At 46.3% G+C, this 22,157-nt stretch carries 21 protein-coding genes and 1 pseudogene; 9 read left to right on the top strand and 13 right to left on the bottom strand.

The window, feature by feature from the left end:
- Window positions 1-283, top strand: a pseudogene (locus RH89_RS30030) (LysR family transcriptional regulator); the annotation flags it as partial.
- Between the two features lie 38 nt (window positions 284-321).
- Here RH89_RS30030 and RH89_RS26540 read toward each other — a convergent pair.
- From RH89_RS26540 to RH89_RS26500, 9 genes are all read right to left on the bottom strand, one after another.
- Window positions 322-1,353, bottom strand: a complete 1,032-nt coding sequence (locus RH89_RS26540) for an HlyD family secretion protein (RefSeq protein WP_004408680.1) — start codon at window positions 1,351-1,353, stop codon at window positions 322-324.
- A gap of 3 nt (window positions 1,354-1,356) precedes the next feature.
- A complete protein-coding gene (locus tag RH89_RS26535) occupies window positions 1,357-1,851 on the bottom strand; it encodes a hypothetical protein (protein ID WP_004408679.1) in 495 nt (164 codons plus the stop codon).
- Window positions 1,852-1,966: 115 nt separating this feature from the next.
- Window positions 1,967-3,631 (bottom strand): asparagine synthase-related protein, encoded by a 1,665-nt coding sequence (locus tag RH89_RS26530; RefSeq protein WP_004408678.1) that lies wholly within the window; start codon window positions 3,629-3,631, stop codon window positions 1,967-1,969.
- An 85-nt stretch (window positions 3,632-3,716) separates the two neighbouring features.
- On the bottom strand, window positions 3,717-5,204 hold the full coding sequence (locus tag RH89_RS26525; protein WP_004408676.1) for an alkaline phosphatase D family protein: 1,488 nt from the start codon (window positions 5,202-5,204) through the stop codon (window positions 3,717-3,719).
- 151 nt (window positions 5,205-5,355) lie between these two features.
- Window positions 5,356-5,748 carry a ribosome recycling factor family protein gene (locus tag RH89_RS26520; protein WP_038147512.1) on the bottom strand — a complete coding sequence of 131 codons (393 nt, stop codon included), beginning with the start codon at window positions 5,746-5,748 and terminating at the stop codon, window positions 5,356-5,358.
- Between the two features lie 96 nt (window positions 5,749-5,844).
- The gene (locus RH89_RS26515) at window positions 5,845-6,984 is read right to left on the bottom strand and encodes a glycerate kinase (RefSeq protein WP_004408674.1); all 1,140 of its coding nucleotides are present in this window, start codon (window positions 6,982-6,984) and stop codon (window positions 5,845-5,847) included.
- 24 nt (window positions 6,985-7,008) lie between these two features.
- The gene (locus RH89_RS26510; protein ID WP_004408673.1) at window positions 7,009-8,364 is read right to left on the bottom strand and encodes a GntP family permease; all 1,356 of its coding nucleotides are present in this window, start codon (window positions 8,362-8,364) and stop codon (window positions 7,009-7,011) included.
- A 220-nt stretch (window positions 8,365-8,584) separates the two neighbouring features.
- A complete protein-coding gene (locus RH89_RS26505; protein ID WP_004408671.1) occupies window positions 8,585-9,721 on the bottom strand; it encodes a sugar diacid recognition domain-containing protein in 1,137 nt (378 codons plus the stop codon).
- Between the two features lie 9 nt (window positions 9,722-9,730).
- Window positions 9,731-10,285, bottom strand: coding sequence for a gamma-glutamylcyclotransferase family protein (locus RH89_RS26500; protein WP_004408670.1), 555 nt, complete (start codon window positions 10,283-10,285; stop codon window positions 9,731-9,733).
- Window positions 10,286-11,336: 1,051 nt separating this feature from the next.
- On the opposite strand from RH89_RS26500, the gene RH89_RS26495 reads away from it, so the two are divergent.
- The 6 genes from RH89_RS26495 (at window position 11,337) to RH89_RS26470 (ending at window position 16,981) form a co-directional block, all read left to right on the top strand.
- Window positions 11,337-11,783, top strand: a complete 447-nt coding sequence (locus RH89_RS26495; RefSeq protein WP_004408668.1) for a DUF4402 domain-containing protein — start codon at window positions 11,337-11,339, stop codon at window positions 11,781-11,783.
- 50 nt (window positions 11,784-11,833) lie between these two features.
- Window positions 11,834-12,265 (top strand): DUF4402 domain-containing protein, encoded by a 432-nt coding sequence (locus tag RH89_RS26490; RefSeq protein ID WP_004408666.1) that lies wholly within the window; start codon window positions 11,834-11,836, stop codon window positions 12,263-12,265.
- Entirely contained in the window at window positions 12,262-12,966 is a 705-nt protein-coding gene (locus RH89_RS26485) for a fimbrial biogenesis chaperone (protein WP_004408665.1), read from the top strand. Before RH89_RS26490 ends, RH89_RS26485 begins: the two co-directional genes overlap by 4 nt.
- A 132-nt stretch (window positions 12,967-13,098) precedes the next feature.
- Entirely contained in the window at window positions 13,099-15,459 is a 2,361-nt protein-coding gene (locus RH89_RS26480) for a carboxypeptidase-like regulatory domain-containing protein (RefSeq protein ID WP_139063368.1), read from the top strand.
- Between the two features lie 89 nt (window positions 15,460-15,548).
- Window positions 15,549-16,238, top strand: coding sequence for an MOSC domain-containing protein (locus RH89_RS26475; RefSeq protein WP_004408663.1), 690 nt, complete (start codon window positions 15,549-15,551; stop codon window positions 16,236-16,238).
- Window positions 16,239-16,324: 86 nt separating this feature from the next.
- Window positions 16,325-16,981, top strand: a complete 657-nt coding sequence (locus RH89_RS26470; protein WP_004408662.1) for a DsbA family oxidoreductase — start codon at window positions 16,325-16,327, stop codon at window positions 16,979-16,981.
- Here the strand turns inward: RH89_RS26470 and RH89_RS26465 are convergent.
- Window positions 16,978-17,169, bottom strand: coding sequence for a YqaE/Pmp3 family membrane protein (locus RH89_RS26465; protein ID WP_004408661.1), 192 nt, complete (start codon window positions 17,167-17,169; stop codon window positions 16,978-16,980). The two genes, RH89_RS26470 and RH89_RS26465, sit on opposite strands and share 4 nt — an antisense overlap.
- Window positions 17,170-17,284: 115 nt before the next feature.
- Between RH89_RS26465 and RH89_RS26460 the strand changes: the two genes are divergently transcribed.
- On the top strand, window positions 17,285-18,460 hold the full coding sequence (locus RH89_RS26460; RefSeq protein WP_004408660.1) for a MalY/PatB family protein: 1,176 nt from the start codon (window positions 17,285-17,287) through the stop codon (window positions 18,458-18,460).
- Window positions 18,461-18,522: 62 nt separating this feature from the next.
- On the opposite strand, the gene dapD is transcribed toward RH89_RS26460, so the two are convergent.
- The 3 genes from dapD to RH89_RS26445 all read right to left on the bottom strand — a co-directional run bounded on the left by dapD (window position 18,523) and on the right by RH89_RS26445 (window position 21,080).
- A complete protein-coding gene (gene dapD / locus RH89_RS26455) occupies window positions 18,523-19,554 on the bottom strand; it encodes a 2,3,4,5-tetrahydropyridine-2,6-dicarboxylate N-succinyltransferase (RefSeq protein ID WP_004408659.1) in 1,032 nt (343 codons plus the stop codon).
- A 227-nt stretch (window positions 19,555-19,781) separates the two neighbouring features.
- Complete coding sequence (locus tag RH89_RS26450) at window positions 19,782-20,093, bottom strand: YebG family protein (RefSeq protein ID WP_004408654.1); 312 nt, start codon at window positions 20,091-20,093, stop codon at window positions 19,782-19,784.
- Window positions 20,094-20,195: 102 nt separating this feature from the next.
- The gene (locus tag RH89_RS26445; protein ID WP_022549841.1) at window positions 20,196-21,080 is read right to left on the bottom strand and encodes a LysR substrate-binding domain-containing protein; all 885 of its coding nucleotides are present in this window, start codon (window positions 21,078-21,080) and stop codon (window positions 20,196-20,198) included.
- A gap of 101 nt (window positions 21,081-21,181) precedes the next feature.
- On the opposite strand from RH89_RS26445, the gene RH89_RS26440 reads away from it, so the two are divergent.
- A complete protein-coding gene (locus RH89_RS26440) occupies window positions 21,182-22,156 on the top strand; it encodes a TDT family transporter (protein ID WP_004408649.1) in 975 nt (324 codons plus the stop codon).
- Window position 22,157 lies beyond the last annotated feature (1 nt).

The following is a 22,157-nucleotide window of genomic DNA, read 5'->3' as shown; positions in this document are numbered from 1 at the left end:
GTTTATGGTGTCCGGCATCAATGAGTACACCCACCATTTTCACGCCATTGACTCCTCGATTGAGCCAACCATTCAGATTGATAACTACGAGCTGATGAATCGGTTAATGGATGACTGTTATACCATTCGTTACGCGCCATTTGCCGCACATGACCATTTAACGCCAATTGAGCTGGATATTGCCATTATCGTGAAAGCGTCCAGACGTAATCACCCGAAAATTCAGTGGCTGATGTCTTTGGTAGAAACTGTATTGGCTGAGAAAGCCAAAAGTTGGGCATAAAAATAACGCAGTGACATCACATCACTGCGTTAATGGAGTTACATTGCCGACAAATACGCTTTATAAGCTTTCAGCCTGACAGTTGCTGCGCCAATAATGTCCATAAAGCCCAGTGACTCGTGAGGTTTGGTTGCCGAAATCCACCCAGAACCCGTGGCACCAATTGGCACGTTGTAGCCTTCAGGTTCTTCAAACTCAATCACCACAGTCCGACCATGTGTGCCTGAGTTATTGTTCACGTGTCGGCGAACCTGCTGAGTGCCATTGAGCACGGAAACTCTCGCTTCACCTGTTCCCGTCGTTACGCTGTGCACACGTCCACGAAATATTTCTCCGGGATACGCGTCCACATAGAACTCGGCAAACTGTCCCGGTTTAATGTAGCGATAAGTCTGATCGGCAATGCGCATTTCAACAAACTTTTTCGATGTGTTGTAGAGGTGCATGTTACCGACACGGGTGCCTTCAGCCAGATTAGCAATGGAGATCTGCCCATCAAACGGCGCACGAATTTCTCGGCGATCATTCTGCCATTTTGCGGTCGCTATCTGAGCCTCTATCGATTTAATTTGAGCAAACACCGCTGCCACTTTCGCGTTGTTGGAATCAATTCGGGTTCGAATCTCATCTCGCTGTGAATCCTGAGCGAAATCATCCAGTTTCTTTAAGCGATCTAATGTCTTTTCATCGTTCTTGATCTGATGTTTTAAAGCGACGATCTCTGCCTCAGCAGCCAGCTTTTGCGCTTCGTAACCTCTGACCTGAGAATCTGTATCTTCAGATTTCAAAACATAAATCAGATCCCCTTCCTTAACATGCTGGTTATGAGTCACCATCACTTGTTCCACTTCCTGTCCTATCAAGGGACTTAACACCGCATGGGGTGCTTTTACAGTGGTGCTGTCGGTCAGGTCTGCTGGTGACCAAAAACGGTGAGCAGTAAACAGCATAAAGGCGATAAACGCGCCAATGCCGACCATGAGCACTGCATTTTTAAGGTTCCAGGTGATGACTTTGAGTTTCACTAGAATCCAGCAAATCAAAATATACGGGAGCATGATTTCTTTCATAAGTTACTCCTTAGTCTGGCGGGAAAGTTGAAGACCTTTGCGGATAATGCCGGATAAAGCGTCAGACACGATGTCCCAACGCGTAAAAGCAATGATGATGGCAAGCACCCACCACGCTTTATCGATAAACAAACCGCACAGAGACAGGGCAAAGACAATTTGAGTGTGCGCTGAGGACATTTCCTTGGCTTTGTGTACCGCGACTTCATGTAACTGCCACAACAGGTAGATCACATAGATAACGATGCTGAGAGTGACGAAAAATATCAGCCCCATAAAAAATTCAGAATCCAGAAGCACCAGAATGCTCGGGTAACCATCTGAGAAATAGGATTCAGGCAATTCGGTGCCGTGAATGGTTCCGAATTTGGAAAAGCTAAGAGAGGCGAAATACAGAATCGCCGCGGCAATGATGAGTTTTGTAAGGTTTTTGAAAGCAGTCCCTGCCAGCTTGACTAATGGCGTTCCCTGCCCCGATAGGGTGTTGCGTCGAGACATGTCGCTGACCTTGTGTTTTTCATTTGTTGTTACGGTAACAAGGGCAGGATGTAAAAATGGAATATACGAAATTCCATCCAAAGGAAAAGCCGAGGGAACCCTCGGCTCATAACCATTACCAGTGAATCAGCTTATTGACCACGTTGAGTTGAGGTCTCGCATTTTTCAGACCCAGCAGATGAAGAATGCAAAGGACACTGATGCGCGATTTTTTCAATAGCTGGTGCGACTTAAATCGGTATGCCTTTTTCCACGTCGCAATCACCTCGCTGGCAGCGGTGCGTTTGTCCGAAGCCATTTGCCACTGGTCGATGGCTGGCATAGGGTGCGGGCAGGGGATGTGACCCGGGTATGCCTGCCAGGCAACTTCTGTGGCTTGCGGATAAGAGTGATGCAGCCATTGCAGATAAAACTTATGCTTGCGGACCTCTTCAACGGGCAGTCCCAGCGGCGCAGCCAGAACCTTCCATGAATACATGGGCAGACAGAATTCCATTTTGAACGTGGTGATCTCTTCGAATGGAATACTCAAGTGGTGGTGCTGATCGTTCAGGAATAAAAACAGTTGGTACGCTTTTTCCAGCGGTAGATCGGAAAGCGGTTCCAGCGATTTGAGAATGTTCTTTCTGAGGTTGTCCTGAAGCTGCTGAGCATCTTCCACAATGCTCTCTGGCAGATAGGCGTATTGCTGCTCCAGATAAGCATCAACCAGAATTTCCGGGTCTCCAGTGAGCGCAGCCTGATAAAGTGGCTCTGAGTAGTAAATCAGACCAATTCCTACACTGCCGCCATTACCAGACCAAGACAACTGCGGGCGTTCGATGTTAGTTGGGGTATTTTTTAACTCACTTTGCCAATGTTTGCCTAACCGATCTTCCACGCTGGCTTTTTGTGTGTCAGACACTTCTATGATATCGAGGTCAATGCTCTGGTGCTCAGCATAAGCAATAGCACAGGCAAGATCCTGAGTTTTCTGACGAGAGAAATTGAACGCTTTCACATTGGCGTTGCGTCTTCTCAGTTCCGTGGCAATGGTTCGGGAATCAAGCCCGCCAGATAATGTGGAAATGACATTCTGATCGACAGACAGGTATTTGTCGCAGCAGCGTTTGAAAGCCCGGTCGATATTCGACACCGCCTGCTTCATGGTGAGATTCTGTTTCGCCAGCTCAACCCAGTCAAAATAGTGGCTTCGTTGCTCTTCATCGGGTTTGAGGCTGATGATTTCACTCGGATAGCTGCAAGCCACTTCGAGATAAGGCGTATGATCCAGAAGGTAGTAGCCCAGGGTAGCGTATTCAGTTAGGGCATCTGCATTGGCTGTAAGTTCCAGCCCTAACTCTTTGAACACACTGACTCGGCTGGAGATGATTTTCAGCCCTTTATACTCCATCACAAAAAATGGTCGTAGACCGAGAGGGTCAGTGGCAATGGTCAGATGGTGATTGTGAGGCGTGTATTTAACAAAACAGAACGCCCCTTCGCTTTCGCTTAAGTTGCTGGAGAGTAGGTGACTTTCTGCTAAACACTGTAAGTCGTCCGTTCTGTTGTCACTGATCAGTGGGTGACCAACCAGTGACGCAATCTGCGTGTCATTTTGCAGCCAGGCGGCTTGCTTGTATGCGTTAAAATCCCATTGTGCAATAAGTACCTTATCATTTTGAAAGCAACGGACTTCCTTTTTACCGTAGCTTTCTATGAGCTTTACCGCTTGTTCCACCAGTAATGCCTGGTCTTCGTTGAATTTTTTGTCGCTGTATACCGAAAGTAATACGCCCATGATCACCTCTATCCATTTGAGAGCAGTTACATGGGGTATTTCAATATGTGTACCAACTTTGAAACAGTTACTGGTGGAACGAGTTTTAACTCCTTTTGCTTAATACGATGGGTTTTCGATTTGAAAACTGCTTTTTAGGCTTGCCTGTTCGGTCACAATCTCTGACCAACCAAGCCTGCACATCCAGTTCAACATTGCCTTCAGCGGAACGCGTAAAACTCAGGGTCATAAAATGTTCTTTGGTCTGATAGTAGTCTTCCAGCATGTACCATTTGCTGACTACCTCCGATCTGGTGCACCAGACTCCATCGTAGTGAACCTTGTAGTCTCCGCCAATAAAAGAAGGGAGATCTTTGATTTTTTCGGGTGTGGCTGCGGAATATCTCCCTCCGTTTATAGGAGTGATGTTCGACATGGGGGAAGAAATGATTTCATGCAGCTTGGCGTTTCCGTTTCCCAGTTTGACATTGGCTATCCGACCAAAGTGCACATCCCCCGAGAGGCAAACAATATCGTTCCCTGAATGCGCAAGTGCCTCCCATAGTTCTTTGTATTGGGCTTCATAATTCGCGAGGTTGTAGTCGGAATCTGACCCTGCTTCAACAATCAGTGGCTGGGGTAAAACCAGAACGCCAATTTTGTTTAGATTTTTTGCCCAGTCGATAAGTTGTTTGAACACTCGTTTGGTCACCATGGATTTGGGTGGAGTGCGTTTATCTCGGTCGCTTCTTAGATCAACAAAGCAAAAGGACAGATCATCACCCACATCAAAGGTGCGAAAAGATTCGACTTGCTGAATTCTTTTAACGCCGTCTCTGGCGCTTTTTGTCCATGCTGCTTTGACTTTTTTTGAAAAAGTGATTGCCCATAAATACGGATTGGTGCCTTGAGCATAAGGGTAATTATTCCAGTATTCGTGGTCATCGGCTAAAAACCAGCAACCCCCATGGCGATAGAGTTTACGGTTGGAACGCCATGTGTCAGCGTAATCTGCCGCTATTCTCTGATGAACCTCGCCGATCACCGGAGAAAGCGAATCCAGACCAATATCCAGATACACCTGATCCCCGGTTAGAAACTTCACGTGGGGTTTCTCTTGAGGTTCTCCATTAAAATAGAGATGAGTGTATGCCTTGGCTGCTTGCCCTTTTTCATCGTCGTCGTTGAAGTAACAACTTCCCATCATGACTACAAACGGGTCTTCTTCTGACAGTGATGTGGGTAGCGTGCGCAGTGAGCCTGTTTCCACCACATGTTCACCAATGGTTTTGGCATTCACATGGCGTGTGCCGCGAACAAAATCGACGTAGTAGGTTTGGTTTGAGTTAAGCCCCGTAACTTCTACTACCTTATAGAACCGTTGTTTTAATACGCGAAAAGGGCGCTCCCATTCTTCCTGATTGATGGTGTATTCAAAGACAGGGACTCGGTTTAGTGAGGTGATTGGCTCGTCATAGACTTTAACGTGAAACTGTTCAGGTTTGGCGAGATACTGGTACAGGGTTCCTACCCAAATTCTCGCATGATGCGTACCCACATCATGGATAACTAAACTCCATTTGCTCGTGCTCATTGCGGCTCCCTCGCATTTTCTAAAGACGATAATGCTTGATTCGCCGTATTGGATATTTTTGGTGTTATAGAAAGGATGAAACCAGTGTTGAGTTTATTGTTATTGCTGTCAATAGCATAAATAGAGACTTGGGTATTTATGAACAGGACATCTATACGATGTCTGCTTCAAACCGAGCCAGCCGTGCTTCGGCTAAGGTGCAATTGGTGCGTTCCATCAACTCCGATAGCGTGATATTCGGGTTTTGAAGGATAAGCGAATGCAATTGCTGTTCAACGGGCTCATGAACTTCATAGTAAGCGCTTAGCTTCTCGTTCATTTTTTTGATAACGAATTGATAGGTGTCTGAGCCCATCGATTGGATATTGGCAAGCAAAGCAGAGAGGTTGTCCGGAGTGCCTGTAACCTGCCAGTTGCGTGAACGCCGGACTCGCTTCATTTCGCATTGGTGCTTGGTCGCCAGACTTTTCGCCGCTTTGGCATTGTCACCACCAATTCGATGAATCAGGGACGGCAGGGGAATTAACAGTTTCTCTTTGTTCATAGGGGAATTGTGCATGGTCAAAGACGAAAACACCAATGAATCAAAACAAAAAAAGCGCAGGGTTTCCTGCGCTTTTGAACTTTTTTTGGTTCGAACTTATTTTGCTAAGTTAACAGACCAAAGGCGTGCGACGTTTTCAGACAGGTTGGTGAGGTTTGTTCCTGCCTCTTGAAAAGCGGTGGACAGATCCAATGCTCGGGGCACGGCAGCAAATACGGCATCAATACCGCATTGATATGCAGCCTGATAATTCTCGCCCACACAACCAGCTAAGGCTATTACAGGTAAATCAAACTGTTTGGCCAGCACAGCGACGCCCATTGGGGTCTTGCCGTGAGCTGTCTGCCAGTCAATTCTGCCTTCGCCAGTTATCACCAGATCGGCATCATGAAGTTGGTCTTTCAGGTTGACCGTTTCTAACACGATATCAATACCGGGCTGAAGTTTGGCATCAGTAAATGCAAGCAAAGCGGCTCCCATACCACCGGCTGCTCCAGCACCTTCTTTGCTGAGTACGTCTCGCCCAAGTTGCTGGCGAATCAGTTGCCCGTAGTGGTTCAGGTTATTATCTAGCAGACGAATGTCGGCATCAGTTGCCCCTTTTTGTGGACCAAACGTTGCAGAAGCCCCTTTTGTTCCACAAAGAGGATTATCAACATCACAAGCCACCAGAATCTCACACTCTGCAAGCTTGGTGTTGAGGTCGCCAAGATCAATATGAGAAAGCTCACTGATCCCGCCACCATTAAGGGCGATAGGCTGCCCGTTCTGGTTAAGGAATTTGGCGCCCAACGCTGCCATCATGCCGACGCCACCATCGTTGGTCGCACTGCCACCCAAACCTATGATCAGCTTTCGTGCACCGTGTTCGAGTGCATGATTAATAAGCTGACCTGTGCCGAATGAAGTGGTCAGCTTAGGGTCACGCTGAGAGAGCAAGACATGATGAAGACCACTGGCCGCCGCCATTTCTATCACGGCGGTTTGGTTATCGCCAAGTAAGCCATAAAACGCGTCGACAGAATTGCCCAGAGGACCTGTTACCGCAAGGTGAACCAGTTTTCCTTGGGTTGCGTCTACCAGCGACTGCACTGTTCCTTCGCCTCCATCGGCGACGGGAACATGCACAAATTCACTGTCTGCCCATACGCGGCGGAATCCAGATTCTATCGCCTGACACACCTCTTTGGCGGTTAAGCTCTCTTTAAACGAATCTGGGGCGATAACCACTTTCATATCACTCTCCTCAATTGGTGACAGTTACAGTAGAACAAGGCTAAGAATGTAAACCAGTACAATAGCAGTAATGCCTTGTACCAAGGTTGCCATAGTTTGTGCACGGTATGCGAGCCCTACACTCATACGGCTAAACTGAGATACCACCCAGAAGAAGCTGTCGTTAGCGTGAGAAACCGTCATTGCACCAGCACCAATCGCCATGACTGTCAGGACGCGACCCATTTCGGAATCCAGGCCAAGCTGACCAAGCAAAGGCGCGACTAATGCAGATGTGGTGACCAGAGCAACCGTTGATGAACCCTGAGCAGATTTCAGCGCCGCGGCGACAATAAATGGCATCAGGATACCAATACCCAGAGCAGACAAAGTTGTGCCCAGATATTCACCTAGCGGAGTGGCTTTCAAGACTGCACCGAATGCACCACCTGCACCTGTAATCAGAAGGATAGGGGCAGCGGCAGTAATGCCCTGGCTAATGCGTTCACTGAATTCTTTTGCTTTGTTGTCGGACTTAAGCAGACGAACCGCTAACAGAAGACCAATCACCAGTGCCGTCAGAGGTTGCCCAAGGAAATTCAGCGCATCAAACAGAAAGCCTTCACCCAGAGGTTTACTTGGGAAGCGAGCGACAGAGCCCAGACAGATCATCAGAATCGGCACAAAAATAGGGGCAAATGCCTGACCAGCAGTTGGCAGAGTACCGTAAGATTCTTTTAGTGCTTTCCAGTCCTGGCTGTCAGCCGGGGATTGCGCTTCTTCACCATCTGGTTGAACATCTTTAAATCGGTTTGCCCATAGCATACCAGCCAGAGCCGCAACGCCAGCAACAAAGATACCGACCGCGATGACCAACCCAAGGTTGGATTCCAGCCCTAAGTTACCCGCAGCTGCGATTGGTCCCGGTGTTGGCGGTACAAAGGTATGTGTCGCGTATAGCCCGGTGGCAAGTGCCACACTCATGGCTACGCTGGAGGTTTTCAGACGGTTTGCCAAAGACTCTTTCAACGAGTTCAGAATAACGAAACCGGAATCACAGAAAACTGGCACAGAAACGATGTAGCCAATTAGCGTCATGGTTAAGGTTGGGAAGCGGTCGCCAAGTACTTTGATGACGGTGTCGGCCATGGTAATAGCAGCGCCACTTTTTTCCAGAATAACACCGATAATGGTACCTAATACAATGACCAGACCGATGTAACCAAGAATGCCGCCAAAGCCACTCGCAATGGTTTTAGCTATGCTGTCCGCAGGGAGCCCATAGGCAAAGGCAGCCAGAAATGCTGCAACCAGAAGGGCGAGGAAGGGGTGTACTTTAAATTTGGTGGTTGCGACAACGATAAACGCGATCACAGCCAGCAGGATTAGTATAAGACTCATAATAACTCCGTTTATTTTTACCATTTCCGACTGCTGTTCGCGGTAGGAACGGTTTTATCATTTTCCGAGTTGTAGGCGTCTCGGAAATGGCTCCCCAATTTAGCCAGAGGCAGGGAGTGTGGATATTATCGTCAGTTTCTGAGCTAAATCCTTTAGACAGGAGTAACAAATTCTTTGCTGATTGAAAGGAAGGGATTTGTGCTAATGCACAAGTTTGGTGTTATTTTGTGATCTGGCTTGCAACATAAAGCTCGACCAGACCCGTGAAGTTTTTAGGAGAGATTCGGGTAATCTTTTCGATTTTATCTAGCCGATAACGTAGCGTATTTCTGTGGATATATAAGGCTTCAGCGCACGATTTCTGATTTCCCTGATGTTCAAATAATGCGTACAGTGTTTTCAGAAGTTGTCCGCTTTTGTCCTGTTCTTTTAGCTTAACGATTGATTTACATAATTGGTCACCTTGCCAAAACTGACCAAGAGGAGACAACAAGACAGGTAAGCGCATCTCTTCAAACAGATACTTATTGTGCTCTGGATGATGTTGCTGACCAAACTGCAAAACTTGTCTGGCGCTCTGATACGACAGGTGAATGTCTTCGACACTCGGGAAGTACTCACCCAATGCGATGTCCAGTTCCTGAATGCCCTGTTTATGAAGCCTGTCCAACAGAATGTCGATACGCACACTTTCCTGCTGACTGTCCCATTTACCGTGTCGATTATGGCTGGGTTTCAATACGACGATTTCACGCATTGAAGTTACGGCTACCAAATTGTCGCGTTTCGGGTATTCAAGCAGTTCAACGATTTGGCGTGTCTGACTCAAGCTGAGGGGCGCACTGTTGACATGGAGTTCGATGACGACGGCGACTCTTGGCATATCCAGATCGATGTCTAAACGCGCTGCCCAGTCTTTCAGTTCGGCTATTGGTGCAGAATTGGTGATCCAGGCGGAGATAAATTCTTCTTTGTGTCTGCGATCCCACTGAAGCTGCTCAATCAATGCTGCCTGATCAACGATCATTTCTGCCGTCATTTTCACCAGAGACGCGTAATTGCGGATGGAGTCTGGATCCCCAGTGATGCCTACTACTCCAATCACTTCATGCTGGCTTTTCATCAGCATATTAATGCCGGGCTTGGCTCCTTTGAGCGACTGGCAGCTTTGTTGAGTAATTTCGACTGTGTCGCCATGTTTTAAAGCCAGCAAAGCACCATCATGGGTCTGACCGATACGATGAGGATCGCCACTGCCAATGATGACGCCCGCCTGATTCATCACATTGATGTTGTTGCCAATGATAGCCATGGTGCGGTCGACAATTTGCTGGGCCAGTTGCTGCTCTAAAATCATAACCTTTACCTAATTACGAACCGACGCAATAAGATCGTCAATCAGGGAAAGATGGTGTGCTTTTACACCCGCTATTCTGCCGTATTTAGGCTGGTGGCGATCATTTTCAAGAGGGTGATGCCAACCAAGAGTTGACTGAACAAAACGTTCAGCAAACTGAGAAGAGATAGACAAGCAACCTGCCAGAACCGTGTCGACATAGCTTTGCATGATAGGAGCATTGACGCAGGGGGAAGCCGTTTCGTCTTTCACATACATCCAGACGTCGGTACTGGCATCAATAGCCGTGTCAGATTCAATCTGAGAAACGGCAACCTTGATACGATGGTAGCCTGCTTCACGTTTGTCGAACTCCAGTAGTTCCTGGTCATCAATTTCAATCAGAACACCGTTAACCGATCCTTTACCGCTAGTCACCACTAACGGTGAAATTTGATAACTGCCATCCACTTTGCTCCAGTGGCGATCAAATCCATTCACAATCGCAGGAAAAGCATCGCCCGTTTGCCCTGTTAGCTTACGAGATTCCGGATTAATCAAACTGCCGTATCCGAATATGTACATATGTCAGGTTATTCCATTTCATTTAACTGTTCATCAAAACATAAGTATTTCATGAACTCCGGTATTCGTCGAATCCGACCGCTAAGCCTCTCCCCTGAAAGTTAGGAAGCTCTGCGAACGATAGGAATAAACAGATCGATACGTCTTATTGAAAACTTTCTAATCAGCTCAATCTGTTAAGTGTGACAGAAATGCTTAATTTTTCGAAAAATTCTGAAGCTTTACACTCAAAAGTGACTGAAGTATAGGGTTCTAATTTTTTGAAACCAAAAACCAAATGAGTTAAATGGGGACTTCTTGTTGAGGTGTATTCAGGATTTTAATGTACTTTAACCCCTGCTCTGTAATGGCTTGTGAGCTGATTAAGATAATGTCGTATTTATTTGATTGATGCAATTCTATGATGAGGTAAAAAATAAATTTAATGGATTAAATGCAATTTCTATTTATATCTTGGAGTTAGACTCTTTGAATTTTGCGAGCCATGTCTTTATTAATATATTTATTTGATAAAATATATTAGGAGTAATTTCTTTTCTCTATGGTTCAAAGTGGAGTTTTTATTTTTAAAGCTAATATCTCTTTTGTTCGACGGTTATGCGTAGAGTCTTATAAACTAATACTAAAGTTTACGTTTTCATTCTTTTTTAATTCCTTGGATAATTCACTTCGTTTCAAATAGTAGAATTGTTACTAAATGTTTTATTGATATTCATACATTTGTAATTATGTGGATAGTTATTCTCGAACTGTCTCTCTTTGTAGTGAATTCTGCTTTTTATGGTACTTTGTCTCTATCTAATTGATTGATATTTATGGTGTAATTTTTAATATGCAACGTGTTCTTTATGGTGAAAACACTATTTATATTGATCGAGTTGTACGTATTTTTGAACTGCCTCACAAATATTAGTGACAAAAATAAAAATATTATGAAATTATTTATTAGTTGATCTTTAAATACGCCTGATACTTTTCTGGTTTTCAGTAGTGCAAAAAAGTATTAATAAAAATAAGGTTATTTAATATAAATGGACTTGGGGTATTTAAAATGAAATCCATGAAGAAGCTTGCGCTAATTTCTTTAGCTGCAGTAGCACCTAGTGTAATGGCCGCATCTGACACTTTTACTTCCAGTATTGTTGTACTGGAGCCAGTTTCTATTTCTAAAACTGCGGACTTAGATTTTGGTTCAATCTTTACTGATGCAACCACAAACGTCACTGTTGCTACAACAGACGCAGGCGCTGCAGCGTTCACAATTAACGGTCAAACCGGAAGTGTGGTTGATGTGACTGTTGATGCGACTGCGCTAATGGCTGATGGAAGTGGTAACGACATCGCAGTGAACAGTATTGCGGTAGACAACGCGACACCAACGCTAACAGGTGGTACTGCGACAGTGAAAATTGGTGGTGTGGCAGATATCGCCAGTGAAACTACTCTGGTAGCTGGTACCTACAACGGTACAGTGAACATCACGGTAGCTTACCAATAAGATACCGATCTTGGGCGGCTTTATGCCGCCTTCTTTCTCGCATCAATCTTATGCCGCGCGTGATTTGGGGCATCCTTCTGTATCTTGGGATGGCGAAGTTTGCTATCGCATCCCTGGCAATTACACAGTTGGAGCCAATGGTTTTTGAACCCACAGTTGGTGGTGCTAAAACCGTTGTGTATTTACAACCAACAACGTCCACTAACGGCGTGTTTCTTTTCCGTATTTCTGGCGATCCGAATAAAAAAATACAGGTCAGAGTCGATGGAAAAGATTTTAAAATGCTGAATGGGCAAACCGGTAAAACGGTGGTTGTTAAGCGTTTTAAATATGGATGTGGGCTGAATAAGAAAGGTCGAATTCGGCTTGATGGACAAGGGCAGTCCGGAGTGCTTTGTATTGGCGCAAGGGCGGTTGTGAAATCCAGTTCGCAATCGGGGCATTTTTCGGTCGTGGTCCCAATTACAGTGAAGTATTTATGAAGTTTCTTTCCTTGTTATTTGTTTGCCTGCTCGGATTTAGCCACCTGAGTTATGCGCAGTTAAAAATTGCACCTACCCGAATCGTCGCTCAAGGTGAGCAGGCGTCTACCCACAAACTATTCATAGAAAACACCACATCTGATCCTATGCGCGTTAAAGTGTCGGTTGTTTACCGTTCGGCTCTTGCCGGGAACGACAAATCAAAAACGCGATTAGAACAAGATATCGAAGTTCAGGAAGATTTAAGCAAGTTTGTTAAGGTTTCTCCGCCGATCATTGGCAACCTGAAACCAAACCAGAGAAGAACCGTCAGGGTCAGAATTCAGGGGCTTCCCGCTGAGTATGAAGAAGGGGAATACCGCACCTACCTGCTATTTCAACCCATTCCGCTAAAAGATGACAAAATCCTTGATGATGGAAACGCTCAAGGTATGACCATGAATCTGGACTTCATCATCAACACCATGATTCCTGTATACGCTCAAAAAGGTGCGGTGGAGCACAGCGTGCGTCTGGATTGTAAGCCCAATGCAGTTCGAGTGTTTAATGAAGGAAACTATCAACTGAAAGGCAAACTGGTTGCTGGGAATCAGGTACAGAACGTATTTCTGGTTCGAGACTCCTCTCTGGAAAAACCAGTCACTCATTCTAAAGGCGCGCAGTTTGTTGTGGACGACCAAATCATAGGCTCCTGCAACTAATCTGACTCGCGCTTGATGATGATTTTTCGTCATGCCCTGTTTCTCTTTTTTGCCTGCACATGTGTGTGGGCAAATTGCGTTTTTGCGCAAGAAGAAAATGACGAAGTTTTTGAAGCGTACGTTGAGCTTTTTATGCCGTTTGAGCACGACAGTTTCTATCGTGTCATGCAAAACGTCAGTGAGGAACCTTACTTAGAACTGGAAACCTTCGCCAAGCAGTGGCTGCAACTTGAAGGAGGCTGTCGTAACCAGATATGCCTGTTTTACCAGCCTAAGGACGTTAAAGAACAGCACAAACCTTATCGTCTGGATTTGAAACAAAAACAGTGCACGCTGCCAGATAACAATAGTGACCTGACCATAGACCTTGTCTACTCCGAAGAAAAAGCCTGGCTGCACTGGAGCTCCTTTGTGGATTGCTTTCCGGTTACGATTCTCTGGAATCTCGACAGATACAGCCTGAAGGTCAAACTTCACTACAGTACCTATCAGGAACTGGAGAAAAAGCTGGCGCAGCGACGTGCCATAGCCAAACAAAAAGCGGACGAACTTGAAGCTCAGAAAGCGCAGCCCCGGATATTGCCCAGCTCAGTAACCAGTGCATCGGCGAGAGTAAAAGGTCGGGCTGAATACTTCTCTGATGCTAACCCAGAGTACAGCGTTCGAACTGATGCCTATCTTGTTCATCAAGACGCTAGCTTTGAAGTTTCTTACGATACTCAGACGCCAGACGAAGTGGATTTCTACCAACTCGAAATCAGCCCATTTCCGCTAGGGTATCAGTTTCAAATGGGGCACGTGGTGCTCGATTCTGGGCTCGCAAGCAACAGCGATACCTACGAAGATGGCATCTATTACTCCAGGCTCAAACCAAAAACTCAGTCGGGTAGCCTGGTGATTGAAGAGCAGACCTTGCCAAATACTTTCGTCGACGTGTATGTGAACGACGTGTATCGCGGAACGGTAAAGTCTGATGCCTCTGGTCGTTACAGCATTTCTGATTTTCCTTTGTCAGCAGGTGATCAGGTGGAACTGCATGAAATGGTGCGTTCCGGTGTGGTGGAGCGTAAATCCATAAAGGTCGCCGATATTGATGAAACCTTGCTGAATCAGGGGCAGTGGAACTTAGAATTTGGCGCATCACTGACCGATGATAAAACCGGAAGAGGTCAAATTAGTTATGGCTTGACCGATTCACTGACCGCTGTGGGTAGCTTGTATAAAGGTGAAACAGATAATTCTGGTGGCTTTGGAATGCGCTGGTTGCCGGTGCATTTTCTGTCAATTGAGTTTGAATGGTTACCCAGACAATCTATTGCGCCTATGACGCTTGAGATGGCAGTTGGTGAAAGTCATAAGCTGGAAGCCGATATCAATCATATCGATATGTTGGGTGAAGATCCGTTAAAGCGAGAGCACAATGTCCGATACCGTTATCTCGGCAGCCCCATCAGCTTCAACCTGGATGCCAATTACGATGAGTATGAGCTGACGGTGATTCCACAGCTTCGCGCTCAAACCGCTTCTTCACAGTTCTTAACCCTAGAACTCAAAAATCGCAGAACCCCTGTCCTGATTCGCGACGAGCTTTCGCTGAAATACGCCATCCATACCCACGACTACGGCTCAGTCAATCTCAGCTCTATTTTTGCCGATGAAGCCAGTCCAAGGTACAGAGTCGGTTATCGTTATTTGTGTTCTAACTGCTTTTTCTCTGGTTGGTGGCAAACACTTCAAAGCACCTACAGTGTTCAAGCGACATGGACGAATCAGAAACTTGGATATTCTGGTAACGCGAGGTGGGAGTTCAGCCAGAACTGGTCTGGAGAAGTGGCATTTACTGATGAAAGCATTTCGGTTGCACTCGAAACCAAATGGGGTGGACGAGTGATCGCTGATGGCGAGGCTACAAAAACATCCCAACTGCCATGGGAAGAATTTATTTATGCTGAACTAACAGGAAGGGTGCTGGACAACCATGACCAGCCTGTTCCCAATGTAAAGCTCAAGGTCAATAACAAACGCGCTACCACAGATTCAGAAGGGTATTTCAGATTTACCCATGTCGGTTATGGAGAGGACTTGCAATTGCATGTGGATGAATCGAGCTTAGACCTCAACTTAAAGCCCGAAGAGAACCCCATCTATTTTCATGCGGAGAAGGGCGGTAAGACGCACATAGAAGTGCGGGTAAATAAAAGCTTTGGTGTAGATGGGATTGTGACGGCACCTGATAGTTTTGCTGGCTGGCATCTGAATTTCTTTCATGAAGAAAGCGGCAAATCCTATTCCGCCAGAGTAGAACAAGATGGGTTCTACTTTATTGAAGATCTGGTTCCCGGAGACTACCGAATTGTGCTGGAAGATAACGAAATCGAAATTGAAAACCGGGTTCGTATTCTCAGTGAAGAGTGGATAAGCGGGCTGAATTTTGTGGTCTATAAACTTCATAAACGTGCCAAGCCTGTCCTTCAGGTTGTGTATCAACCCTAAATTAACATGTTGTACTTTATAAAAATTTTATTGAACTGATGAGTTACTGTTAAAGTAACGCTCCCCACCTTTTCAAATGGAGTCGTTCAATGAAAAAGATAGGAACTGTCGAGTCTGTTCTATCCGGTAAAACTCAGCCTTATTCCAGAGGGGCAGTCAGCGCCATTGACAAAAAAATACAGTCCGGTCGCCTGTACGCAAACTCGCTTGGTTTCACGAACGATGAACAAGGGGATCCTCGCTTCCACGGCGGCATTGAAAAAGCACTGCACATGTACCCTTCCGAGCATTACCCGAAATGGCGCGAAGAACTTGGAAACAAGCCCATCTTTGAACAGGTTGGTGCTTTTGGTGAAAACCTCAGTTCCACTGGCATCAGTGAATCCCAAATTTTCATTGGAGACAGAATAAAAATTGGTTCTACCTTGCTGGAAGTGTCTCAGGGAAGAATGCCTTGCTGGAAACTCAATGATCGTTGTGAAGAGCCAGATATGGCGCTCCGACTGCAAATGACCATGCGCACAGGCTGGTATTTCCGAGTTATCGAGGAAGGTGAAATTGGAGCAGGAGATGACATTCTCCTGATTGAGCGACCGCATCCTGACTTTAGCCTCGCGCGCATTATGGGCGCAGTGTACAGAGGCATTCTTGATAAGAAAGAGCTGGAGTCTCTGATTGAAGTACCACTGGTAGATTCATGGCGTGCGCTGATTGAAAAACGCATCGAAACCGGCACAGTAGAAAACTGGGCATTTCGGTTGTTTGGCTCTCGATCATAACTTTGTACTTGTTTAGTACCAAAGCGGGATAAATTCAATAAGTTGGGTTACAGTAAGTTGGTACGAGTTAAATTGGAGAGCCACGGATGAGTAAGCAGCAACTTAGGATTGATTTAGTCTCGGATGTGTCCTGTCCGTGGTGCATTGTCGGCTATAAAAGATTAGAGCTTGCGATGGCGCAGGTTGCGGACATTATCGATGTTGATGTGCACTGGCATCCGTTTGAGTTAAATCTCGATCTCCATCAAGGTGGTGTGAACTTACGTGATTACCTAATGAAACGTTACGGCACCACAGCAGAGCAAAGTGTACAGGTGCGAGACAACCTGACTAAGCTCGGCAAGGAAGTAGGGTTTGATTTTCAATTTTCTGACGACATGAATGTCTACAACACCCGCGATGCGCATAAGCTGGTTGCCTGGGCAGCGGAGTCCGGTAAGCAAACCGAGATGAAACTGGCTCTGTTTCAAGCATACTTCTCAGAAAATAAAGCCATTGAAGATCACGATGTGTTGGCAGAGGCAGCGAAAAATGCTGGATTAGATGCAGTCGAAGCCAAGCAAGTTGCGGCTTCAGAGCATTGGAATAAAGTCGTGGAAGATGACGAGGTGCACTGGTTATCGCTTGGGGTTCACGCCGTGCCAGCTTTAGTGGTGAATCAACAACACCTAATCAGCGGTGCGCAGCCTGTCGATGTTTTGGTAGAGGCAATGAAAGACATTGCCTCTGAAGTGCAGGTTTAACTGTCGCTCATTGCGTCTTTTATCTTTTGGTCCGTTTTGTATTGGCTCAAAGCATATACTGACCAAATTGCTGCTGGGATCCAGCCAACAAGAGTAATTTGAAGGATCAGGCAGATGATTCCGCTAAATGGTCTGCCAATGGTGAAAAACTGCAACCAAGGCAGCAGTAAAGCTAAAAGTAAACGCATATTGATTTCCGTTATTTATCTAGTTCATCTCATTATTATTGCGTCAGCAATTCGATTTAAAAAGTCTTAAGGGTGAGATTTCTTTAAGACCCTAGCTCAATACAAAGGAATGTTCATGTCTTCTCTGTTTGATCAGCAACACCAGCGAATCGGAACGGGCGCCATCAAGTGGGACGCTAACCTTCAGAAATTCGGAGTGGATAATGAAGACGCCATTCCGATGTGGGTGTCGGATTATGATTTCGCTATCCCGCCTACCGTTGCCAATGCTTTGCAGCAAAGAGTCGAACATGGTGTTTTCGGGTATACCCAAATCCCTTCAAGTTATTTTGCCGCAATCAAAGAATGGTATGCGTCGCAGCATGAACTCGAACTGAATATGGATTGGGTATCCCCAATCAGTGGTGTCATGCCCGGTGTAGCTTTGGTCATCGAGTTGATTACCGAGGCGAGCGACAAAATCGCTGTTCAGTCGCCAGGATACGGTAAGTTCAATTTCGCTGTTCAGATGGCGGGCAGACAAGTTGAAGAAGTACGCTTAAAATACAACGCAGGCAAATATGACTTAGATTTGGAAGCGCTTGAGCAGAGTTTCAGAAATGGCTGTAAGGCGTTTATCCTCTGTAATCCTCATAACCCTGTCGGACGAATCTGGACAGAACAGGAAGTGCGATCCATTGCCAGCCTATGCCATCAATATGATGTCTGGCTGATCAGCGATGAAATATGGATCGATCTTGCACTGCCCAATCAACGCTGTTGGAGTGCTTTGAATCTGGAAGAATCCTTCCATTCCAAGTTAATTGTGGCATCGGCGGCAACCAAGACCTTTGGTTTGGCGTCACTACGCATCGCCAATATGATGGTTCCCAATCCTCAGGTTCGTGAAGAATTTGAGAAGATGAAAGCCACGCGTTTTCTCGATCTGTTTGATGCTATGGCGATCGCCGCCACACAGAGTGCCTATTTGACAGGTCTGGATTGGTTGGAAGAACTGAAAGCCTATGTTAAGGGTAACTTCGACTATTTAGATCGATTCTTAAAAGAACATTTACCTCAGCTTCAAATGACGACTCCTCAGTCTGGCTATCTGGCGTGGATAGACTGTCGGAATTTGAATTTAAGCGATGACGAACTTAGAAATAGATTCATTGAAATCGGAGTGCTGCCTTCCGTCGGGACAGAGTTCGGGGAGGGGGGAAGTGGGTATGTTCGCCTTAATTTAGGTTGCCCGAGAGACAGGGTAAAACAAGCCTGTGAAAGATTAACGCAACTTATTGGCCCGAGCTAAGGTTAGACAATAAAAAAGACCAGCGCTGTGCTGGTCTTTTCGATCTTGGGCTACAACCTGAATCAGTTGTTGCTGTGAAGCTCGCTGTTTAGTTCAACAGCAGTTTTGTTGGTCAGACACTCGATTTGACCTGTTACTGAGTTGCGGCGGAACAGCAAATCAGGTTTGCCCGCTAGGTCACGTGCTTTCACGATTTCAACTTCATTACCTTCTGAGTCCAGCATGCGTACTTTTGAACCTGCAGTTACGTAAAGACCAGATTCAACCGTACAACGGTCGCCTAGAGGGAAGCCAAGACCTGCGTTTGCACCAAGTAGTGAGTTCTCACCGATAGAGACAACCACAGTACCACCGCCCGAAAGCGTACCCATGATAGACGCACCGCCACCGATGTCAGAGCCGTTGCCTACAACAACACCAGCAGAAATACGGCCTTCTACCATGCTCACGCCATCTGTACCCGCGTTGAAGTTGATGAAGCCTTCGTGCATAACGGTTGTGCCTTCACCCACGTGTGCACCCAGACGAACACGAGATGTATCCGCGATACGAACACCAGCTGGCACCACGTAGTCCACCATTTTAGGGAACTTGTCTACGCAATCGACAGATAGGTTACGCCCAGCAAGGCGCGCTTCGATTTGACGGTCAGCCAGCTCAGGAAGATCGATAGGTCCTTCGTTAGTCCACGCGATGTTGTGAAGCAGACCAAAGATGCCGTCTAGTACAGTACCATGTGGCTTCACCAGACGGTTAGAGATAAGTTGCAGTTTCAGGAAGCCTTCTGCAACGGAACTTGGTTTTTCGTCAGTGGCAAGAATAACCAAAACAAGTGGTTGCTCAGACTCTGCCGCTTTGGCTGCGAAAGAAGCATTGGCAGCATCGCCGTTCGCTTCAAATGCTTTTGCCAGTTCAGAACTTTGAGCTGCCGAGATTTCAATCGCTTGGTTGCCTTGCTCGTAACCTGCAATGCCCGCTACCGCAGCTACAAGTGCATCGCTTGGGTTCAATACAGGATTAGGGAAAAAGGCTTCAATAATTTTGCCATCACGGTTTTTGGTAGCCGTACCAAATGCCAGAGAAAAAGTTGCCATGAGTGAAATCTCCTTGGTTAAATTTCTTGCTGTCCGGATTTCCAAAACCGAACAGAAACTTGTTAAGAGGCATCCTACTCACCCAGCTTATGAGATGAAAGAGGCAAAAGCCGGATAGTCTGCCAAACGATATACGCTGTCCGATGAGAGATATAATATCGCTAAAAAGAAAATAGCCAGCGATGGGCTGACTATTTGCGTGATAAATTTCTCATTGTGTTGGAAAGTTAAGCCGCGTCCTCAGCAGAGTCGGCTTCATCTTCTTTTGGGCTTTCAACCGCTTTTGGCTTTTTAGGTGCTGCCGCTTTACGCTTTTTGGCACCCAGAGCGTAAAGGACTTCTTCCTTATTCTTCGCCAAGTAAAGAGACAGTTCTTCCTGCTTCTCTTCGTCTTCAATTAGGTTGCTGCCGGCCAGAAGGCTGAATAGCTCATCTGCCATGTCCAACATTTTGTCATAAGCGTCAGCTTCAGCTTTAGAGGTAAAAGTCATCTTTTCTTCTCCGTTGCGCTCCACCACGTACTTGACGATTACAGCCATGGTTATCCTCTTTTAAACTTTAGATTTGATCTACTGGTTGTTTATACAGATTGTTTGCTCAAGTGTCCAGTCGGTAAGGTCGGAGTGAGAGCTAATTAACCCTTATGCCTGCCAGCGAGAACAAAACTCTAAGAAGGTTTTGAGTAACGGGCTCTGGTACTTTTCTTTATGGAGCAAAATCCAGAATTTACGCTGGAAATCGATAGGCAAGTCCAGAGTGACGACCCGCCCATCATCGATAGCGTACTGAGCCGATCGGCGCGACAGGCATGCCAGCCCCAGGTTGGCGACCGTACAGTTGATGATGGCTTCTGTGGTGTTAAGCTGAAACGCTTCCTGCCAGTATTCCAGTCTTGGGGCGATTCTTTGGGTGAAAAATTCCCGGCTACCTGATCCCGACTCCCGGAGCAGCCATTGGGTATATTCCAAATCACGAACACCCAAATTATCCTTTTTGGCTAACTCATGATTCGGGCTGGCAATGATGCACATTTCATCCAGACACCATGGTTGAGTGATGAGCTGAGGGTGCTGAGTTTTGCCTTCAATTAAGCCGATATCAAGTTCGTAATCCGCGAGCTTTTCGCAGATGGATGCGGTATTGGAGATAAACAGAGATTGGTGGTTATGATTGGTCAATGAGCGAAAGCCGCTCAGCAAAAACGGGGCAACCTGATTGCCGATGGTGTCACTGGCACCAATATGCAGTTCGCCGTGAAGAGGCTGGTCGCTCTGAAACAGTTCATCAATGTCGTTTGCTCTGTGTAGTATCTCATCGGCGAGAGGCAGCAGACGTTTCCCTTCTCTGTTAAGAATCAAACGGTTATTAACTCTGTCAAAGAGCCCATGCCCAACTTGTTTTTCCAATTCTCCAAGGGACATGCTGACTGCGGCTTTTGAAAGGTAAAGCTGTTGCGCAGCGGCAGTAATGGTTTTTTCCTGCGTAATGGCGACAAAAACTCTAAGCTGTTTCAATGATATATTCATGTGTTCAGTTTTACTTAACCTTGGTTTAAATATATTCAGATATTATTAAATGCTTGGCAAGTCTATTATGTTGCTATTGAGTTAAATAGAGATAAGCAGCCATGATCAAAAAAGTGACCACCAAAAGTGCTCTTGCTCCGACACCTATGGCCGGGCTTGCTTTAGGGATCGCCAGTTTAGGCTGGAGTTGGGAGAATGTCGCACCGCTTGACGGTATGGGGCAAATCACAGGCGCTGTGATTGCGGGTGTGTTGCTTATCGTTTTGACCATCAAATTTATGGCTCATGGTCACCTTCTTAAACAAGATATGGCGCATCCGGTTGTGGGCAGCGTATTGCCAACGTTTGCTATGGCGCTGATGGTGATTTCACACAGTTTTGGACAGTGGAACCGCGGTTTTGGTGATGCAGTCTGGATGATGGCGGTGTTAATTCACGTGTCTTTTCTGGTCAGCTTTGTCTATCACCGAAGCAGCGACTTTCAGCTTAGCCACATGGTGCCAAGCTGGTTTGTTCCCCCTGTTGGTCTGATTGTGGCGGATGTTTCTTTCTCAGGCACGCCTGAATTGGCATACATTGCCGATGGAATTCTGAATTTTGGTCTGGTGACCTATGCCATTCTGCTGCCAACCATGATCTATCGCTTAGTATTTTGCGAAAGCGTACCTGATGCCGCGAAGCCCACCATCGCCATTATGGCGGCACCAGCCAGCCTTTCTCTTGCAGGGTACTTAACAGTAACTCAGGATCCATCGCCTGTACTGGTTGCGTTACTTTTCGGTATTGCCATTCTTATGACGGTGGTTATCTATGCCGCGTTTTTCCACCTGTTAAGGTTGCCGTTTAGCCCTGCTTACGCCGCTTTTACCTTTCCCATGGTGATTGGGGCAACCGCGCTGTTCAAAATGGCTGACTGGTTGGAAAGTATCTCCGTAGCGCAGCAATACGTTGAGCAGGTGCGTTACCTGGCGATATTTGAACTGCTGGTGGCGAGTGCGGTTGTGTTCTACGTGAGCTGGTGTTACGCCAGACATGTGCTGCCCACCATTATTATGGGCAGCAAAGTGACGAACTAAT

This window comes from Vibrio nigripulchritudo ATCC 27043, from assembly GCF_000222685.1.
GTDB classification, from domain to species: Bacteria; Pseudomonadota; Gammaproteobacteria; order Enterobacterales; family Vibrionaceae; genus Vibrio; species Vibrio nigripulchritudo.
The sequence above is the reverse complement of the archived record's forward strand: the minus strand, read 5'-3'. Positions and strand labels throughout refer to the sequence as shown.

Bases quoted from the DNA above. Each gene is read 5' to 3' on its own strand.
- RH89_RS26540 (WP_004408680.1), bottom strand. From the start codon at position 1,353: ATGAAAGAAATCATGCTCCCGTATATTTTGATTTGCTGGATTCTAGTG.
- RH89_RS26535 (WP_004408679.1), bottom strand. From the start codon at position 1,851: ATGTCTCGACGCAACACCCTATCGGGGCAGGGAACGCCATTAGTCAAG.
- RH89_RS26530 (WP_004408678.1), bottom strand. From the start codon at position 3,631: ATGGGCGTATTACTTTCGGTATACAGCGACAAAAAATTCAACGAAGAC.
- RH89_RS26525 (WP_004408676.1), bottom strand. From the start codon at position 5,204: ATGAGCACGAGCAAATGGAGTTTAGTTATCCATGATGTGGGTACGCAT.
- RH89_RS26520 (WP_038147512.1), bottom strand. From the start codon at position 5,748: ATGAACAAAGAGAAACTGTTAATTCCCCTGCCGTCCCTGATTCATCGA.
- RH89_RS26515 (WP_004408674.1), bottom strand. From the start codon at position 6,984: ATGAAAGTGGTTATCGCCCCAGATTCGTTTAAAGAGAGCTTAACCGCC.
- RH89_RS26510 (WP_004408673.1), bottom strand. From the start codon at position 8,364: ATGAGTCTTATACTAATCCTGCTGGCTGTGATCGCGTTTATCGTTGTC.
- RH89_RS26505 (WP_004408671.1), bottom strand. From the start codon at position 9,721: ATGATTTTAGAGCAGCAACTGGCCCAGCAAATTGTCGACCGCACCATG.
- RH89_RS26500 (WP_004408670.1), bottom strand. From the start codon at position 10,285: ATGTACATATTCGGATACGGCAGTTTGATTAATCCGGAATCTCGTAAG.
- RH89_RS26495 (WP_004408668.1), top strand. From the start codon at position 11,337: ATGAAATCCATGAAGAAGCTTGCGCTAATTTCTTTAGCTGCAGTAGCA.
- RH89_RS26490 (WP_004408666.1), top strand. From the start codon at position 11,834: ATGCCGCGCGTGATTTGGGGCATCCTTCTGTATCTTGGGATGGCGAAG.
- RH89_RS26485 (WP_004408665.1), top strand. From the start codon at position 12,262: ATGAAGTTTCTTTCCTTGTTATTTGTTTGCCTGCTCGGATTTAGCCAC.
- RH89_RS26480 (WP_139063368.1), top strand. From the start codon at position 13,099: ATGCCGTTTGAGCACGACAGTTTCTATCGTGTCATGCAAAACGTCAGT.
- RH89_RS26475 (WP_004408663.1), top strand. From the start codon at position 15,549: ATGAAAAAGATAGGAACTGTCGAGTCTGTTCTATCCGGTAAAACTCAG.
- RH89_RS26470 (WP_004408662.1), top strand. From the start codon at position 16,325: ATGAGTAAGCAGCAACTTAGGATTGATTTAGTCTCGGATGTGTCCTGT.
- RH89_RS26465 (WP_004408661.1), bottom strand. From the start codon at position 17,169: ATGCGTTTACTTTTAGCTTTACTGCTGCCTTGGTTGCAGTTTTTCACC.
- RH89_RS26460 (WP_004408660.1), top strand. From the start codon at position 17,285: ATGTCTTCTCTGTTTGATCAGCAACACCAGCGAATCGGAACGGGCGCC.
- dapD (WP_004408659.1), bottom strand. From the start codon at position 19,554: ATGGCAACTTTTTCTCTGGCATTTGGTACGGCTACCAAAAACCGTGAT.
- RH89_RS26450 (WP_004408654.1), bottom strand. From the start codon at position 20,093: ATGGCTGTAATCGTCAAGTACGTGGTGGAGCGCAACGGAGAAGAAAAG.
- RH89_RS26445 (WP_022549841.1), bottom strand. From the start codon at position 21,080: ATGAATATATCATTGAAACAGCTTAGAGTTTTTGTCGCCATTACGCAG.
- RH89_RS26440 (WP_004408649.1), top strand. From the start codon at position 21,182: ATGATCAAAAAAGTGACCACCAAAAGTGCTCTTGCTCCGACACCTATG.